Source organism: Streptomyces sp. NPDC093568 (genome assembly GCF_044764945.1).
GTDB lineage: Bacteria > Actinomycetota > Actinomycetes > Streptomycetales > Streptomycetaceae > Streptomyces.
This window is the reverse complement of record NZ_JBIWJD010000034.1, coordinates 1-16,160: the sequence shown is the minus strand read 5'-3', so window position 1 is coordinate 16,160 and position 16,160 is coordinate 1. Positions and strand designations below refer to the sequence as shown.

Sequence of the window (16,160 nt, the reverse complement as noted above, 5' to 3'; positions counted from 1 at the left end):
AACGGCTCGATCCACTTCGCATCATCCGCTGAGATCACCCCACCCATGCCCAGCCAACGCACCAACCGCCCCACCGGTTACGGGACAACCTCTAGCTGATTCTCGATCACGTCCAGTGTGTCGAATGATGCCCTGCGGATGATCAAGGGCATGGCGTCGTCCCGCAGTTCTCGGGCTGCGGGGTCGAGAGCATCGGGCCACGGCTGGTGCAGGGCGGCGATGTGGCCGGCGAATCGACGACGAAGAGTTGGAACACGGCGAGGAGGAGCAGGAGGAGGGCAACAAGGCACTCCTGGAACTCCTGGAAGTCGACAAGATCGGCTCCCAGGAATGGGACGAGAGGCTGGAACATCTCGTTCAGGCCGTCACCCACCACGCCGACGAGGAGGAGCGCACCATCCTCAACGGAGCGCGCGAGAATGTGGCCATGGAGCGCCGCGAGGAACCGGGCGAGGCGTTTATGGAAGAGCGCGAGCCTCAGCTGAAGGAAAGCTGCAGTGCCGTCGACAACGTGCGCCGCATCGTCAGCTCCTGACCGCACCACGCTCCCGGACGGTCGGCGCTGGGAGGAGGCGGCCGTGACCTTCCGGTTCCCGCGCAGTTCCTCCCTGGGTACAGGGCGACGGCCGTAGGCAGATCTGGGGTCCTCCCAGGCCTCGACCAAGGCGTCCGCCCCCGCGACTCTCCACCGGTCGGTAGGGGCCGCCATCCGAGGTGGCCGCTTGACATATTTCAGACCGGTGTGACGCTGGAGAAGAGGCGGTTCCGCCGTCGTATCGCGTAGAGCCTGGCATTGCCGCCCCTCGGGTCCAGTCACCCACCACTTCGCGGCGGCGACAGATGACCTAACCCCTGCTCCGTAGGGGGAAATCTCCGGGACGCGAAGTGAGGCGATCGAATGGACCGGGTTCCCGACGTGGCCGTGGTAGGAGCCGGCATCGTCGGACTCTGCACCGCCTATGCACTGGCCGAACGCGGAACGACGGCGCGGGTCTACGAAAGCGGCGTTCCAGGCAACGGGCAATCCGGTGGCGAGTCCCGCATATTCCGTCACGCGCACGACGACGCCCGCCTGGTTGAATTCACCCGGCAGGGCCGCGCCGTCTGGAACGAGTGGGCCGACCGGTTGGGCGCCGAACTGATCTCCCGGGATGGAGTGGTCGCCCTGGGCGGTTCCGTTCCTGGGAGACTTCGCATTCTGCAGGATGCTGGCGGCATATCGGTGCGGACCGTGGACAGCGCCGAGCTTCAGGCCAGCATGCCGCTGCTCGCGGACTACCGTGGTCCCGCAATGCTTGATGAGGACGGCGGTGCCATCCGCACCCGTGTCGCGGTCGAGTGCCTGGCCGATGCACTGGGTGACTCTGTGGTCACCGACGAGGTCCTCTCGCTGCGTCCCACGGGCCGCGGCACGGTGGAGGTGCTCAGCACCGTCGGCCGCGAAGAGTACGCAAGCGTCGTGGTATGCGCGGGCTTGGGCACCGCGCGGCTGGCGCGCAACGTGGGGCTTTCGCTCCCCATACGGTCGGCAGCCCACGTCCGCCTCACCTTCCAGGTCAGGGGAGCGCCCCCGGAACGGGTCGCCTGTCTGCAGGACAGCAGCGGCGACTTCGGGGAGGTGGGCGTCTACGCAGCCCCCTACCCGGGCAACAGCCGATATGCGGTGGGCCTCAGCCAAACTGTCGAGGTGCGGGAGGATGGCAGCGTCGTGGACCCCGAAGCACTGGCGGCACTCAGTGACCGCGCCAGCGCGTACGTCTCCCGCGCATTGCCCCGCCTCGACCCCGAGCCCGTCGAGCACCTGCACTGCTGGGTGACAAGCCTGCCGTGGAGCGAAGACGGCATAGCGGTCTGGGAAGCCGACAGAATCTTTTTCGCAGCCGGGCACAACCTCTTCAAACAGGCACCTCGACTGGGACGGGCATTGGCCGGCGCCGCCATGGCCGAAAAACTCGAGGAGAACCTGCGTCCGGCGGCAGCACTCGGCCAGCCCCGCTGAACGCCCCAACAGTTGGGACCAAGTTGCTGGACGCCCTGCGGTACGCCCCCGGCCGCGTCGCCGGGCTAGCGGTGACCTGGCGTACCGAAGGCCGTGGAGGGGCGGGGGTGAAGCCCTCTGACCGGGACAGGCCGCGGTGGGCCCCAGGAGCGAACGGTGGAGTAATGGCCGCGAAAGCCGCGGGCGGTGATCTCCCGATGGAGGTCGAGGATCGTCGCCTTCCCATCGGTCTCGGCCCAGCGTTGTGCCAGGTAGGACTTGAACGGGTCTAGTTTGCAGGGGAGTTGGCGCTTGCGACGCTTGACCATGGGCTGCCGGCGGGCGGCGTGGGCGTCCGGCTGGACGGTGTGCGGTCCGCAGCCCAGAAGGCGGGCGATGTGGCGCAGTCTCATGCCCTGGTCGGGGAGCTCGTGGACCAGGGCATGGTGGGGGCGGGGCCGTTCGGCGAACTTGCCGGTCGGGCCGTGTGCTTCGTGGCCCCGGCAGGCTGCCGTCCTGGCAGGCGCCTCCCACTCGGGCTCGGGCTCGGGCTGGGGTGCTTGCGGCCGTTATCTTGAACCAGCTCCGTGATGAGTCGCCTGATCTGCGGTGTTGTGTTGTGAACAGCGACCTCGACGGGGTGGTCGGAGCCACCGAGTTCACCGTGGGGTTGTGCCCCTCGGCGTGTCGCTGGATGCGAGGATCTCGGCATGGTGATGTGCGACTACTTCTCGGCCTCCGATGACGACGTGGCCGTCCGCGTGCTTGACCAGCCCGGTGGTCCGAATCCTTCCGTGTTCGATGTGGTGCCGCTGAAGGGCATCGATCCGGTCGTTGTGATGGCTCAGCTCGAAGCGATCTTGACCGGCTGCACTTATGACGAGGCATCCGAACGTCCACGTGCTGGGGACGTGCTCTCATCACCGAAAGCCGAGAGCGCCTTCATCGTCAGCGTGTCCGACACCCTGAGGACGCACTGGCCTCAGCAACACACGCCACCCTTGTGGAAGCGTCCGGGCCGTGGTCTGAGACCGAGGAGCTGCGGCAGTATGGAATCACCTCCGACACCGCGCTTGAGGTACTCGTCCTGCTCTCCGGGTTGGCCAGCCGCGCACGTTCGGCGGGGCTGCGCTTGTTCTGCTGGTGGGCTCTCTAAGCGTCGCGCTGTCGAAGCGATCGGCTCTCAGCACGGGCTGATCACCCTTGAGGACGCTGGCATCGCAGCGTCACGACTGCCCCGGATGCCGTTAGTGCGGCGTTCGCCGAGGGCCAAGGCCGGGGCTTCTCGGAACTCGCGGTTCTCGGCCTCCAGCCGCCGGTAACAAGCCCCATCGCCCGTCCATCAGATCTCCGCGTGACACGAATCAAGATCATCTCACGTGCGAGGTCCACTTTCGATGAGTCCTAAAGCAGAACGAGGGGGTCTCCGGCCCGCACCTGTCCTGGTGACACGACCGTGGCAAGCCCATCCAACCGCATGTCGTGAGCTTTCGTGATGGCCCGCAATACCAGCGGGGAGTGGGGGAGGTCCTGCTGAGCCTCGTTGGTCATCACGCATCGCTCACTCGAGCGCACGAACTCGATGCACACCGCGTCGCCGATCCGCGCCTTGCTCCCGAACCACTCGTCCTCCACGAACGGAGGGGTGCCTGGTGGTGTGCGTACTAGGAGGTTCGGCCGGAAGCGTCGCTCATCGACAGGAACATCGGGTACCGCCGAACGCACCCAGTCAAGGGTGGCCGTGGTCAACACGCTGATAGGCAGCTGGTCGAAGTGAGAGATTGCCCCCTCGCGGGCTACCTCGACGTCCTCGCGACCGAGGTAGCGACGAAGGTAGGCACTCGGATCCGGTACCACCGCGCCTTGCGGGTCCAGCAGTTCAGGCTCACCAACGTCGTCTGCGTAGCGGGAACGCAGATGCAGCAGGCCCGGCATCCTGCGGAATCGACGAGTGTTCTTCCCCGAGCCGAACTTGCCCTGAGCGTCGCGCACCGCGAAGAGACGGTCGCCGACAAGCCCCCTCGCCTCTACCTCCGCCCGGTGGAGCGACTCGCCCCCTGTCGACTTGATCGGATACCGCCAGATCCGTTCGATTACGCCTGCCTCGATCATCATTCGAATGAGGCTACAAGAGCGATGGCATACATACGTTCGATACGCGTCCTAGGTGAGACCACTTCTGGCCGAGTGGGGCCGAATCAAGCCGTCACAGCCAGATCTGGGCTGCCCATCGTTCTGTCGCGGCCACGGTGTTCTCCGGGCAAGCCGGATGATCCAGGTGCGGGAAGATCGAAAAATCAACCATCCCCAGCGTGCTGTCGCCGCCGGCGGGCGGCTTGCAGCCCGCGAAGTCATGCCCGATGCGGGGCGGCATGACCATGCGGTGAGTCCCACACAGACCGTGTCGGGAAGCGACGGCAGGAGATCAACCAGCCCGGATTCCCGCATCCAATGGCACAGATGTAGCGCGTCACCGCCGTTGGCCAGCAGGACGTCGGCCTCCCGGACCCAGGAGACCCAGAGCTTCGTCGACGCTGGGCAGCGCGGTGCTCGAGCACACTCACCGACTTGCATCCCGGCTCGGTCATCGGGCTCGGGGATCGTCCGCTGATGAATCGCCACGGCCCGCCCGGATCGGCGCCGGGGCCCTGTACCCCGCAGTGGGGATGCGCAGGGCGCTCGACTGTGCAATCGGCTTGCCCAGCAGGTCGACGAGCGCATCCTGGATGCTCGCGTTCTTGATAACGGAGTCGGTGAGGAGAAGCTTCATCATGTCCTTCCCGAGGTACTGACCGCACGTGTCAATAGCCAGCGTTCGCCAACGCCTCACGGCCGCCGCCATGTCACGGCTGCATCAGCAACAGGTCGGCCATCGTGGCCACGTACGCATCGCGCAGCCGGTTGTACCAGGGGTCCAGGTAGCGGCCGGCCTCCAGACGCACGTGCGCCTCGATCGGCGCGACCTCGAACCCGAGCTCCTGCGCGTAGGCGACGGTGAGGGTGGCGTACCAGGCCGGGCCGGTCGGGCGGTCGCCCTTCGGGGTGAACGGCGAGGGGAGCCGGTCGGCGGCCAGGGTGCGCCCGTCGATCTACACGCGGGAACGACGTCGACGTCGCGGCGCCCGGGTGTGAAGAAGGTGGCGGCGGCGAAGACCACCACGCAGCAGGTCGCCCCGACGATGGCCGCTGCTGAACGCGATCAAGTCCACGGCGAAGGGCGGCATCGGCAAGTTGCGGCAGCGCAGCCGGGGCCGGGTGCCGTACTACGAGCCGTGGCCAGCGCTGAAGCGGGAGACGTGGCGCCCCGACATCCGGGCCGCCGTGCTGGCCACCGTCCGGATCGGGATGCACCGCAAGATCCTCAAGACCGCTGCCGCGGCCGGCCGTTACCCCGTCGCGATCGGCACGGACTGCATCGTCTACCCCTCCACCGGCCCCTCCCCACTCGATGTCCTGCCGTACACGGACGAGGGCAAGCCGGTGCCGGGCACGTTCCGGCTCGGTGTGTCGCCAGGCATAGTCAAGCACCAGGGCACCCAGACCGTGCTGTGGGCGGAAGCCCAGTTCGAAGAGGCCGGCGGCGTGTTCAACCTCGCCAACCTCATCAAGACCGACCAGAGCGCCGGAGAAGGTGAGTAGCCGACGATGGCCGACTCGATCGGGGACAGCCTGGATGCCGCCCTGGAGGGGGCGTTCACCCGCCGTATCCCGCAGAGCGTCCAGGCGCAGATAAAGTACCTGGTCAAGCAGCTCAAGGCGGCCGCGGAGGCCCTCGGGGTGTCCCAGCGCACCGTGGAGCGGTACGTCGCGGGCAAGTTCAAGCGGCCCCGGGCGGACCTCCGCAGCCGCATAGAGCGTGAGGTCAAGAAGCGGTGGCAGCCGCAGATCCGCGCGAAGGCGAAGAAGCGGGCCGCGTCCACGGCCGGCCTGGTCGTCTCCACCCGCGCGAGGTTCGGGTTCACCGCCGCCCCGGGCACGACCGACGACACCCGCATCCGCGACATCACCCAGGCACTGCCGCCACGCTGGGCAGACCGGTTGTTCGAGGCCCGCGACGCCGGCGCCAACGAGCAGCAGCTCCAGCGCATCGCCGCTGAGGGCCTGGCGGAGATGTACTTCCGCGCGGGCAACACCCGGGCCTCGGGCCTGGGCGTGGAGTTCACTGACGTGGAGCCATTCCGATCGAGCTGTAGGTGAGACAGCGACTCGTCCCCGGCATTGCAGCTGTCGGGGACGAGTCGTTTCGCATCCTAGGAGGATCGGTCCGCGCCTCCGGACTCAGGGCCGATTTTGAGCCCGCTTGGACTCGGCAGAACTCGGAACGCCTCGGCAAGACTCACTCACCCTCACTGAGCCTCACTGGCCGGAATCGGAACGGCCGGATGAGGCCGCGTGCGACAGTGTTTCCGCCGTGAGGAGTTGGTTTACCGGGTTTAAGCGATGTGCTCGCCGAAAAGAGTGACGCGCATCACAGCGTATAGATTCTGACCTGCTGTTTTACGCCGGGCAACGTACTCACGGCGTAGCGAGTCTGTAGATCGGAAAGGTCGCCAAGCGCTGTGCTCGGGCCGCGAGTTACAACGACGCGATCATCCGTCGTTAGACTCCGAGGACGCGAAAGGAGCCCTGCTTCCCAACGGGTTTCCAGGCCACTGAGTTGGGAGGGCTCCTTGCGTGGTGCTTCAACGCAACGCATCGAAACGAAACGCAATCAACACCGGTACGGAGCTTAGCGTGAATTCACGAGACAAACATCCACGCCCCGTGGACAGATGGTGGTCGTCCATCCGGACCCACCTGCGGAAATGGGGCGGCACTGGTGGACACGATGTTCACCACCACTTCCTTCAGGGCATGGCCTCCAAGCTGGGCAGCGGCGCTGTGACGCTGCTGATCCTGTGGTGGGAGACCCGCCGCTGATCTCGCTGCAGGCCCGCACACGTCTGCGGGCCCGCAGTTCAGGGCCGTGGACAGTCAGGCGCCGGCCGTCATTACGCCGGGGCAGCGCGGCGCCGCGCCCACCAGGACAGGCGCGGTGCGGTGGCTGCGCGGACGGCCTGCCCGAACGCCTCCAGGGCCGCCTCGAGGCGCTCGGTGTTCTCAATGTCCGTGCAGGCGTTGAGTAGCTGCTCGGTGGTGGCGGCGACGGCCGCGTCGGGGGAGCGCATCAGCGGGGCAGCTGCTGCGGCGGCTCGGCTGAGCGGTTCTCGTACGGCCGCCGCATTCTGTTTTGCTCGCCCGTCGGTCCCGACTCAGCAGTTCCGCTGCCTGCCCCATGCCCACCAGCCCGCTCTGCACGTCCGTGCCGCCGGCGATCCGAGCCTGGGCGGCGCCGCCGAAGTACGCGAGTGTGGCCAACAGGAACGAGCGGGCGCGCTCAGCCGGCCCTTCCCACAGGTGGCGGTTGGCGGCGGCCGCGCCCTGCAGTTCGGCCACCGCCACCGTCAGTGCGTCGGCCTGCACCCGCAAAGCGCCGATCTCCTCCTGCCGGTCCTGACGATTGCGGGCGCGGACGGTCAGCCACGACGCGATGACGGCGATGACCGCCCCAGACACGAGCGAGCCGGCCAGCTCGATCAACTTCTCCATGGCCGAAGGTTGGCTGCGCACGCGTCCCGAAGGTGGGCTCGTTGCGCACCTGACGCACAACCCGTACATGCTTGTTTCCCTGCTCGCCGTGCTGGCTGTGGTGGACCCACACCCTCACACCCACATCCTCCTGACCAGCGGTTTTCTGGCGCTGAGGCTCTGCGAGGCAGCTAGAGTCAACCTGAGTCAACGTACCCAACTGCCAGTCAATTTCATTGACTCGAGTGTCAGTGCCACATCACTAGACTGCTGCTCCAGGCAAAAGGAGCCATGCGTCCCAACAGGCTTCCTAGGCCTCTGAGTTGGGAGGGCTCCTTGCGCGGTGTTCCAGTACGCCGGACCAGGTCGCCCAGCACCTCAGCCTTCACGGCTCCCGCGAAGCTCGGCTGCTAGTCGAAGCGGCCCTCGACCGCGTCCGGGACAAGTTCGGCCCCGCCGCCGTCTTCCGGCGCGCCCCGTGACGCCCTACGCGACATGATCGAACTCAGGAGCGCACGAGCGCCGGTTTCCGCTTCAGAGCCTGTGAAGTGCTGCTCCCACCGGTGCACCCAGTCGGCGTGCCCGGCATCGGTAGAAGCGGAACCCACACCCGGGCCGCTTCCACGTCGTCCAGCAGGGTGGCGGTGAACTTCCCGTCGGCCAGCTTGCGCAGCCAGCCCCGCTCGGCCAGCCGGTTCAGCTTCGCGCGCAGCGCCTCCGAGCGGGCAGGCTCGCAGACATTCCCAGCTCGGCGCAGACCTGCTTGACCATGACCGGCCCGTCCGCACGCCGCACCACACCCATGATCCGCTGGTAGTCCGCAGGGAGCATCACCTCGTCCATGCCGCTCTCGCGCTGCGGCATTCAGCAGCACCGCACGGCCGCAACCTGTCCGGCGCCCTGGGCCGGCGTCGCCTCCCGCTCCGCTTCGGCATCAACTGCTCGGCCAGCCGGCGTGCCACCCGCTCGGCGACGGCGAGCTCCTCCAGCTCGTCGCGCACCTCCTGAAGCTGCTGGCTCAGCTTCTCTGCCTGCCCCTCGAGTTCGGCCCTGCGGGCCGCGATCAGCTCACGAAGGTTGGGTTCCGCATCCTGGGCCACCTGACGCACCTCCCGCCCGGATCGTACGGACAGGCGTCGCGCGCACGCCGGGGAACCCGTGGATACGTGATCACCGAAACAGCAGACGATCTTGATTTCTGTCAACCGCCCGCGACCAGCACGAGGAGACGATCAACGACTCACACCAGCCCCGCGACCAGGACTCCAAGAATGTGGATCTCAGTTGAACCTCACTGATCGTCAGCCGTGATAGCGCCCCAGTTCCGGCCTCACGAAACGCTGGTATGCCAGGGCCCACACGTCGGTCTCGCGGCGTAGCCGTCTCATCGTGGACGGTGGGTCCTCAGCCCAGACCTCGAGGAGTGACTCGGTGGCCGCCTGGCACGACCGTTCGAAGACCACGGCTCCTGCCGCAGTGTCCAGCCCGGCTTCGAGGAAGCCGACCGTTTCGATGGCGTACGCGGAGATCTCGTCGCGGGACATGGCCTCGTCCCGATCCAGATGCGCGAGGGCGGCAGCGGCAAGGTCTCGGTACCCGGCGAGGAATTCCTCGGGGAGAGGGAGTGCGGAAGCCTGCTCCCACAACTTGCGATTCGCCTCCTCAGCCTCTTGGAGGAGCCTGGGGTGGATCTCGGAACCGCGCAGATGGCGCCACACGCACCGGACTCCCCCGTCCACGCGGTAGTACAGGGACTGGAGACGCTCGTCCGGACACACAACGAAAACCGCGCTCCCGATCCGGAGGACCACGGACGCGTCGTAGGCCAAGGCGGCATCGCGGGCCAAGTCCTGCATGTGTGTGCTCCATCCTGATGGGCCGTGCGGGCGAAGACGCGCTTCCCCACACCTGTCATCGGTCGCCTACCACTCAGCCGTAGTAGCCGACGTAATGGTCGCTCCTCGGCCTGTCATGAAGTTCTCACACGCGGGGCAGATCGGTCACGCCGGGGAACCCGTGGATCCGTGATCGCCGAAACGGCAGACGATCTTGATTTCTGTCAACCGCCCGCGACCAGGACGAGGAGACGATCAACGACTCACACCAGCGCCGTGACCAGCGCCTTCAATGGTGGATCTTCATTGTGTTAGCCCTTGTTAAGCCGAAGCGCGACAGTTGTCACATGGGCAGGGTTGTTGTCATCGCGACCACCGGTTCAGCGCAGGGTGATCCGAGCGACGACCGGCAGGTGGTCGCTGCGGGTAGCGGGCAGGGTCCGGATGTGGCCGACGGTCGCTGAACGGGCCATGACCTGGTCGATGCGGGCCATGGGGAAGGCGGCGGGGAAGCTGAACGCGAAGCCCTGCTCCGCTGTGGTCATCCGTAAGGTCAGCGGGGCCAGCCCACGGTCGTCGACAGTGCCGTTGAGATCGCCGAGCAGGAGGGCCGTTTTCAGCTTCTCGGCGGCGATGGCCTTGCCCAACAGGCTGGCGCTCTCGTCGCGCTGGGAGGAGGCAAGGCCGCTCGCCTGGATGCGGACCGAGGGCAGGTGCGCGACGTACGCCGCGATATCGCCGTGCGGCGTGTGGACCACAGTCCGCAGCCCGCGACTCCAGGGCTCTGTGATTCCTTGGGGTTTGATATCCACCAGCCGGGCACCGGTCAGCGGATGCTTCGACCAGAGTCCGACGGTGCCCCGGACGGCGTGGTACGGGAAATCTGCAGCGAAGGTTTTCTCGTACACCGCCAGCGCCGGGGGCACCAGTTCCTCCAACGCGATGAGGTCGGGCTCGGCTTCAGCCAGGGCGCGGGCCGTGCCCGCCGGGTCGGTGTTCACGTCGCTGACGTTGTGCTGCACTACGACCAAGTCGTGTGGGCCAGGCTCCGCACCGGGCAGAAGCAACCCGCCGAAAAGGTGCGTCCAGGCCGCCACCGGCAGCAGCAGCGCCATCAGCGCGGTTGCTGAACGGCGCAGCAAGGCCAGGACGAGCAGCACCACGACCACCAGGCCGAGCCACGCAAGGAACGATTCCAGCAGACTGCCCAGGCGGCCCACGGAGTTGGGCACCGCCCGGTGGAAGGCCATAAGCCCGGCCGTCAGCACCGCGAGCACGGCGGGCACCCGCCCTCTCCTCGCCAGGCCGGCCGGCACCGTGGATCCCGTATCGTGCTCCCGCCCGCAGCCCACGGCCCGGATCGGTGCTGTGTCCACCGGGCTGCTGCTGCCTGTCCCCTCCACCATGGCTTCCCATCTCTTGACCTTGCTGCCCAAGACGGGTCACCAGGTAAATCAGTTCCGACAGCCCCACTCCCGCCGCACCGACGCCACTTCGACGGCGGCGAGCTCAAGCCGATGCGACCAGGCGCGGCTTCTGTGCAGCCCATAAGATCGGAACGGCACCGCACCCGGCCGGTGACAACCCCTTTGCTCCCCGGCCTGATGGTGACAAACAGCCTGCTGATCCGGTGACAACCAGCGCGCTTCGGCACATGTCTAAGGCTGCCTCGCCCACCGCGCGGCAGCCGTAGTTCCTGCCCCGTTTCCGCGACGAATGGGAGGCTCGTGTAAGCACCCCGCACCCCGCACCCCGATCCCACCGGCGCCCGCGCGTGCCCGGTCGCCGCGCGGCCGCGGCCCGCGAGCCGATCGACTGGGTGAAGGTCGGGCGCCGGTCCGTCCGCCGGCGGGCCCGCGGCATGACCCACCCCCGCTCATTCTCCTGTTCGGGCAGCTCACAGCCCGCTCTCGAACAGAGGCGCCAGTGTCGTAATCACATTCCGTTTTGGAGAAGATCGCAGAGTCGCGATTTTTAAGGGTCGTATGAGTTTCCAGGCCCGAAAAGCGACAGGGTGGTGCGTGAGAGCACCGGATCCAACTGGGCGCTCACGTGGGTGACTTGACCCGCGTCCGGAACCGCTGGCCTGGATGCCGGTGTGCAGGACGAACAGGATCCCGCACAGGGCCTGCCGGTCGGGCACCCGCGGCCGGCCCTCCACCTGCTTCGATGGCGGCTCGGGCAACAACGGCTCGATGAGCGACCACAGTTCGTCCGACACTATCCACGGCCGCGACTGACGCTTCTCCATGCTCACATCAACGAACGATCAAGCCGACAGTCACATGATCAAACCGCTTTTGTTAGAGCCAGTTAGCCCTGACATGGGCGGTGTCGAGGACGACGCGGGCGATGTCGATGAGGCCAGCGTCGTCGAGCCAGTGCAGCACGACTTCGTGCAAGCGACCCCAGACACCGGCTCGCGACCAGATCAGAAACCGGCGGTGAGCCGTCGACTTCGATATGCCGAAACAGGGCGGCAGTTCACGCCAGGCGCAGGCGCTGACCAGGACGTGCAGTGGGTATCCGACTTGACCGCTCCGCAGACCAACGAGTTCCGACGGCCAGCCGGTTGCTGTGCTGCACACCGAGCTGACCGTCGCAGGAGGAGACGCCCCTGACGGTCCGCGATGCGTGGTCAGATGCTGCGCCACCCGCGCAGGGCCGGAGCCTGTCCGATGGCCCGGTCCGTCACCTCCCTGGCCGTGGCGATGGCCGACAGGTCGTCGTCGGCCCGCAGGAAATACGTGATCACTGCTCGCCCCGTGCCCGTGGCGACCCGGATGTGCTCGATGCCGTCCGCCGGCCGGGCCAGCGCCCACAGGATGTCGGCCAGCCCCGGTGGAGGAGGCACGGCGCAACGCTCGTGGGCAATGGCCACGACAGGAATACGCATGGTGGCCAGCCTGTCCGCGCCGACGTCCCTGGGGCAGAGGCCGTGCCTGGCAGGAACCGGCTGGGCACCAATATGCCCGTCATGGAACAATCACGTATGGGCGCGCAGTAACTAGTAACGGGGGTAGTTTCTGTGCTGTCCACACTCGGTGTCGATACCACGTCCGAGGCCGTCTACCGCACGATGCTCGACCGACCGGATTGGGGAGTCGCCGAGATCAGTGTGCATCTCGGCCTACCCGAGGCGGAGGTCCACGCGGGGCTGGACCGCTTGGCCGAACTGAGACTGCTTCGGCCGAAGTTCTCCAACTCCTCGATTCTGCGCCCTGTCAGCCTCGATGTCGGCGTCCAGATCCTCTTGGCCCGCCGCGAGGAAGAAGTACGCCGCGCACAGGAGGAGTTCGCGGCCGGCCGGGCAGCGGCGCTGGAGATCCTTGAGGCCCAGGCCCAGGCCCCAGCTGACAGCAGCGGGTACCGCTACGAGGAGTTGTCTTCGATCGAGGAGATCCAGGACCGTCTGGAACGCCTCACCCACTCCTGCACTAAGCGGTTGCTGTCCTTCCACCCCGGCGGCGCCCAACCGCTCGCCCAGTTGGAAGCCTCCAAGCCGCTGGATACGGACCTGTTCGGGCGCGGGGTGGAGATGCGGACCCTCTACCAGGATTCCGTGCGCAACGACCAGGACACCTTCCGGTATGCGCAGTGGCTGACCGAGTCCGGCGGTCAAGTGCGCACCACGCCGGTGTTGCCGATCCGCATGGTGCTGTTCGACGACACCGCCGCGCTGCTGCCCATCGACCCGGACAACACCGCGGCCGGAGCGGTGCAGGTCTCCGGGCCCTGTGTCATCACCGCCCTCACCGCCCTGCATGAAGCGGTGTGGGAACGGGCAGCTCCGTTCGGCACCGCGGCGGACCGGGAACGCGACGGGGAAGGGCTGACCGGGCAGGAGCGGCAGATGCTCAAGCTGCTCGCCCAGGGGATGACTGATGAGGTCGCGGCCCGGCACCTGGGCATCGGGGTGCGCACCGCGCGGCGGATGATGTCGTCGCTGATGCAGCGTCTTGGGGCGCGCTCGCGGTTCGAGGCCGGGGTCCTCGCCGAGCGGTGCGGCTGGCTGCCCTAGGGGGCGGCTGCCCCAGCAGGCAGCTTGCCGGGCAGGCATGAGCCTGCCGGGGCAGTTGCTGCCTGCCTGCATCGCTTCCGGACGGCACTCCTACGCGGCAACGTAGATGTTGCCCGGCCGCGGAGCTCACCGCGGCAAGCCGGGCCCACCACTTGATCATGCCAACGTGCGCAGGAGTATGCCCATGTTTCATCGGTTTGCTGTGCGTTCAGCCGCTTCAGTATCGGCCCTCGTCACCGTGCTCCTGGGCCCGGCCGGGGACGCCCAGGCCACGCAGGCCGGCGGCGTCACCAGCATCGCCGCCCGGGCCGGCGCCTCCGCCACGGACAGCGCCGGGTGGAGCTGACCCCCCGACCCCGTACGTACGAAACCGTCCGTGCGCATCGCGCCGTACAAGACCGTCCTGCCCACACTCCGAAGGAGCATCACCCCCGGTGACCACCGCCAAAGTCACACCAACCACCCTCCCCGCCACCGCCCCGCCGGCGAGCCCCGTCAGGCGGGCCACCGTGTGGCTCGGCCCCCTCCTGGCGGGGGCCGCGACGCTCATCTGGTCCGGGAACTTCGTCATCGCCCGCGCCCTGTCCGATGACATCGCCCCCATCCAGACCGCGTTCTGGCGCTGGACCATCGCCCTGCTGGCCCTGGCGCCGTTCGCCGCCAAGGGCCTGAGGGAGCACCGCACGACGATCCGCGAACACGCCGGATACATCGCAGTGGTGGGCCTGCTGGGGATGACCCTGTTCAACACCCTCATCTACATCGCCGGACGCACCACGTCAGCCACCAATCTGGCCCTGATCGCCGCCGCCTCCCCGGTGCTCATCGCCGTATTCGCCGCGCTCGGTGGAGAACGTCTCTCCCCGCTACGCATCGTCGGAATGCTGCTCGCCCTGGTGGGTGTGGTGGCGCTGGTGGCCAAGGGCAGCCTCGCTGTACTGCTCGATCTGGACTTCGCGGTCGGCGACCTGTGGATGATCGCCGCCATGTGCACCTTCGCCGGATACTCCGCGCTACTCAAGCGCAAGCCGAAGGAGGTCCCCTCGGTGGTGTTCCTGGCCGCGACCGTGCTGTTCGGCCTGGTCATGCTCGTCCCCGCGCAGGCCGTCTCCCTGACTGTGGAGGGCAGCTTCGCCCCCACCGGCGGCAACCTCTCCGCCCTCGCCTACATCGGCATCGCGTCGTCGGCGCTAGCCTTCTTCGTCTGGAACAAGGCAGTCGAGATGATCGGTGCCACCCGCGCCGGGGTCGTCTACTACCTCCAGCCCATCTGCGTCGCGGCCCTCGCCTACCTGACCATCGGCGAGGCCTCGACGGCGGCCCAGTTCGCTTGCATGGGCCTGATCATCGCCGGGGTCGCCCTCTCCTCATCGCGACGCTGACCCACCACCCATCGACTCATCAACACTTCATCACCCAGGGGAAAACCATGGCCGCCATGCCGGAGATCAACGCCGAGCGCCTGCTCAAGGACATCAACCACCTCGCCCAGATCGGCGCCGGAGCCGACGGGGCCATCTACCGGATCGCCGGGAACGACGCCGACATGGCCGCCCGCGACTGGATCGACAAGACCATGCGCGTATCGGGCCTGCATTCGTATTACGACGCCACCGGTAATGTGTTCGCCCGCCGCCTGAACACCCCCGGACCGTGGCTGCTGATCGGCTCCCACTCCGACACCGTCCCCGCCGCCGGCCACCTCGACGGCGCGTACGGCGTGATCGCCGCCATGGAGGTCCTGCGCACCCTGCATGAGCTCGATCACCCCATGGCCGACCACCTCGAGTCGGTGGCCTGGTTCGACGAGGAGGGTGTGATGGAGGGCAGCGGGGGCGGACTCACCGGCTCTACTGCCCTCACCCAGAACCCGCACGCCGAGGACCTGTTCGCGTACATCGAACTCCACGTCGAGCAGGGCCCCCGTATGGAACGAGACGGCCTCGACCTCGCGCCGGTGACCGGCATCGTTGGTGTGCGCCGCTACAGCGTCACCGCCCAGGGACAAGCCAACCACGCCGGGACCACGCCCTTCGACATGAGACAGGACGCTGGCCGCGTGGCGTCCCGCGTCGCTGCGGAGCTGAAGAACATCTGCCAGGAGGCCGACCCGGCTTCGATCGGCAACGCCGGAGTCATCTCCTTCGACCCGGCCGCCGCCAATGTCGTCCCCGGCGCCGCCCGGGTCGAACTGGAGATACGGGCCGGGAAGAACGAGGCGCTGGATGCGATTGAGCGGGCCCTGACCGACTTCCTGTCCCTGGTGGCCAACGAGGAGGAGTGCACCGCGAAGCTCGAGTGCACCAGCGCCAAGCCCGCGGCAGTCTTCGACGAGCGCGTCTACGGCATGGTCGAGGAGGTGTGCCGTCGGCGCACCGACAAGTGCGCGCCGTTGCTGTCGTACGCGGGACACGACGCCTCGGTGATCTCCACCCGGCTTCCCACCGCGATGCTGTTCGTGCCCTCCACCGGAGGCTTCTCGCACTCCAACCGCGAGCACACCGCCGATGGCCACTTGGTGCTCGGCGCTCAGGCTCTCCTGGACGCCGTTGTACGCACGGGCGAGTTGATGCTGCCACGACTGCTATCGAACGAGCTCGTCGCCGCCTGACCCACCTGCCCGGGAGCTCGACCCGCGTCCCGGGGAAAGGGCCCGCCATCCCTTAAGTTCTAGTGGTCGTTGCAACACCCCAGCTCAAGGGGTGCGATGGACTTCGAGGTCCGAGCGGACCGACGGCCGCAGGGACGTAAGAAGCTG

14 protein-coding genes and 4 pseudogenes are annotated in these 16,160 nt (G+C 67.4%); 7 read left to right on the top strand and 11 right to left on the bottom strand.

What is annotated here, in order from left to right:
- Positions 1-226: 226 nt before the first annotated feature.
- Together ACIRD7_RS42810 and ACIRD7_RS42805 are read left to right on the top strand one after the other, a co-directional pair.
- Positions 227-535, top strand: a pseudogene (locus ACIRD7_RS42810) (hemerythrin domain-containing protein); the annotation flags it as partial.
- 363 nt (positions 536-898) lie between these two features.
- The gene (locus ACIRD7_RS42805; RefSeq protein WP_403461494.1) at positions 899-1,999 is read left to right on the top strand and encodes an NAD(P)/FAD-dependent oxidoreductase; all 1,101 of its coding nucleotides are present in this window, start codon (positions 899-901) and stop codon (positions 1,997-1,999) included.
- A 1,383-nt stretch (positions 2,000-3,382) separates the two neighbouring features.
- On the opposite strand, the gene ACIRD7_RS42800 is transcribed toward ACIRD7_RS42805, so the two are convergent.
- From ACIRD7_RS42800 to ACIRD7_RS42785, 4 genes and pseudogenes are all read right to left on the bottom strand, one after another.
- Positions 3,383-4,093 carry an MOSC domain-containing protein gene (locus ACIRD7_RS42800; protein ID WP_403461493.1) on the bottom strand — a complete coding sequence of 237 codons (711 nt, stop codon included), beginning with the start codon at positions 4,091-4,093 and terminating at the stop codon, positions 3,383-3,385.
- Positions 4,094-4,184: 91 nt separating this feature from the next.
- Positions 4,185-4,358, bottom strand: a complete 174-nt coding sequence (locus ACIRD7_RS42795) for a hypothetical protein (protein WP_403461492.1) — start codon at positions 4,356-4,358, stop codon at positions 4,185-4,187.
- Positions 4,359-4,562: 204 nt separating this feature from the next.
- On the bottom strand, positions 4,563-4,751 hold the full coding sequence (locus tag ACIRD7_RS42790; RefSeq protein WP_403461491.1) for a hypothetical protein: 189 nt from the start codon (positions 4,749-4,751) through the stop codon (positions 4,563-4,565).
- Positions 4,752-4,839: 88 nt separating this feature from the next.
- Positions 4,840-5,043, bottom strand: a pseudogene (locus tag ACIRD7_RS42785) (hypothetical protein); the annotation flags it as partial.
- A 166-nt stretch (positions 5,044-5,209) separates the two neighbouring features.
- Between ACIRD7_RS42785 and ACIRD7_RS42780 the strand changes: the two are divergent.
- Positions 5,210-5,617, top strand: coding sequence for a hypothetical protein (locus tag ACIRD7_RS42780; RefSeq protein ID WP_403461490.1), 408 nt, complete (start codon positions 5,210-5,212; stop codon positions 5,615-5,617).
- A 6-nt stretch (positions 5,618-5,623) separates the two neighbouring features.
- Positions 5,624-6,175, top strand: a complete 552-nt coding sequence (gene tpg / locus ACIRD7_RS42775) for a telomere-protecting terminal protein Tpg (protein ID WP_403461489.1) — start codon at positions 5,624-5,626, stop codon at positions 6,173-6,175.
- Between the two features lie 903 nt (positions 6,176-7,078).
- On the opposite strand, the gene ACIRD7_RS42770 is transcribed toward tpg, so the two are convergent.
- From ACIRD7_RS42770 to ACIRD7_RS42740, 7 genes and pseudogenes are all read right to left on the bottom strand, one after another.
- A complete protein-coding gene (locus ACIRD7_RS42770; protein WP_403461488.1) occupies positions 7,079-7,567 on the bottom strand; it encodes a hypothetical protein in 489 nt (162 codons plus the stop codon).
- Between the two features lie 809 nt (positions 7,568-8,376).
- Entirely contained in the window at positions 8,377-8,646 is a 270-nt protein-coding gene (locus tag ACIRD7_RS42765; protein ID WP_403461487.1) for a hypothetical protein, read from the bottom strand.
- 201 nt (positions 8,647-8,847) lie between these two features.
- Positions 8,848-9,402, bottom strand: coding sequence for a hypothetical protein (locus tag ACIRD7_RS42760; RefSeq protein ID WP_403461486.1), 555 nt, complete (start codon positions 9,400-9,402; stop codon positions 8,848-8,850).
- Positions 9,403-9,761: 359 nt separating this feature from the next.
- Entirely contained in the window at positions 9,762-10,667 is a 906-nt protein-coding gene (locus ACIRD7_RS42755) for an endonuclease/exonuclease/phosphatase family protein (protein WP_403461485.1), read from the bottom strand.
- 800 nt (positions 10,668-11,467) lie between these two features.
- Positions 11,468-11,632, bottom strand: a pseudogene (locus tag ACIRD7_RS42750) (transposase); the annotation flags it as partial.
- A 64-nt stretch (positions 11,633-11,696) separates the two neighbouring features.
- A pseudogene (locus tag ACIRD7_RS42745) lies at positions 11,697-11,900 on the bottom strand (transposase); the annotation flags it as partial.
- Between the two features lie 119 nt (positions 11,901-12,019).
- On the bottom strand, positions 12,020-12,277 hold the full coding sequence (locus ACIRD7_RS42740; RefSeq protein ID WP_403461483.1) for a hypothetical protein: 258 nt from the start codon (positions 12,275-12,277) through the stop codon (positions 12,020-12,022).
- Positions 12,278-12,409: 132 nt separating this feature from the next.
- Between ACIRD7_RS42740 and ACIRD7_RS42735 the strand changes: the two genes are divergently transcribed.
- The 3 genes from ACIRD7_RS42735 to ACIRD7_RS42725 all read left to right on the top strand — a co-directional run bounded on the left by ACIRD7_RS42735 (position 12,410) and on the right by ACIRD7_RS42725 (position 16,013).
- Entirely contained in the window at positions 12,410-13,402 is a 993-nt protein-coding gene (locus tag ACIRD7_RS42735) for a LuxR C-terminal-related transcriptional regulator (RefSeq protein WP_403461482.1), read from the top strand.
- A gap of 434 nt (positions 13,403-13,836) precedes the next feature.
- Positions 13,837-14,784, top strand: coding sequence for a DMT family transporter (locus tag ACIRD7_RS42730; protein ID WP_403461481.1), 948 nt, complete (start codon positions 13,837-13,839; stop codon positions 14,782-14,784).
- 47 nt (positions 14,785-14,831) lie between these two features.
- Complete coding sequence (locus ACIRD7_RS42725; RefSeq protein ID WP_403461480.1) at positions 14,832-16,013, top strand: M20/M25/M40 family metallo-hydrolase; 1,182 nt, start codon at positions 14,832-14,834, stop codon at positions 16,011-16,013.
- The last annotated feature ends 147 nt before the right edge of the window (positions 16,014-16,160 follow it).

What these genes read in the sequence shown, in the direction of transcription:
- ACIRD7_RS42805 (WP_403461494.1), top strand. Translation starts at nt 899, where the DNA reads ATGGACCGGGTTCCCGACGTGGCCGTGGTAGGAGCCGGCATCGTCGGA.
- ACIRD7_RS42800 (WP_403461493.1), bottom strand. Translation starts at nt 4,093, where the DNA reads ATGATGATCGAGGCAGGCGTAATCGAACGGATCTGGCGGTATCCGATC.
- ACIRD7_RS42795 (WP_403461492.1), bottom strand. Translation starts at nt 4,358, where the DNA reads ATGGTCATGCCGCCCCGCATCGGGCATGACTTCGCGGGCTGCAAGCCG.
- ACIRD7_RS42790 (WP_403461491.1), bottom strand. Translation starts at nt 4,751, where the DNA reads ATGATGAAGCTTCTCCTCACCGACTCCGTTATCAAGAACGCGAGCATC.
- tpg (WP_403461489.1), top strand. Translation starts at nt 5,624, where the DNA reads ATGGCCGACTCGATCGGGGACAGCCTGGATGCCGCCCTGGAGGGGGCG.
- ACIRD7_RS42770 (WP_403461488.1), bottom strand. Translation starts at nt 7,567, where the DNA reads ATGGAGAAGTTGATCGAGCTGGCCGGCTCGCTCGTGTCTGGGGCGGTC.
- ACIRD7_RS42760 (WP_403461486.1), bottom strand. Translation starts at nt 9,402, where the DNA reads ATGCAGGACTTGGCCCGCGATGCCGCCTTGGCCTACGACGCGTCCGTG.
- ACIRD7_RS42740 (WP_403461483.1), bottom strand. Translation starts at nt 12,277, where the DNA reads ATGCGTATTCCTGTCGTGGCCATTGCCCACGAGCGTTGCGCCGTGCCT.
- ACIRD7_RS42725 (WP_403461480.1), top strand. Translation starts at nt 14,832, where the DNA reads ATGGCCGCCATGCCGGAGATCAACGCCGAGCGCCTGCTCAAGGACATC.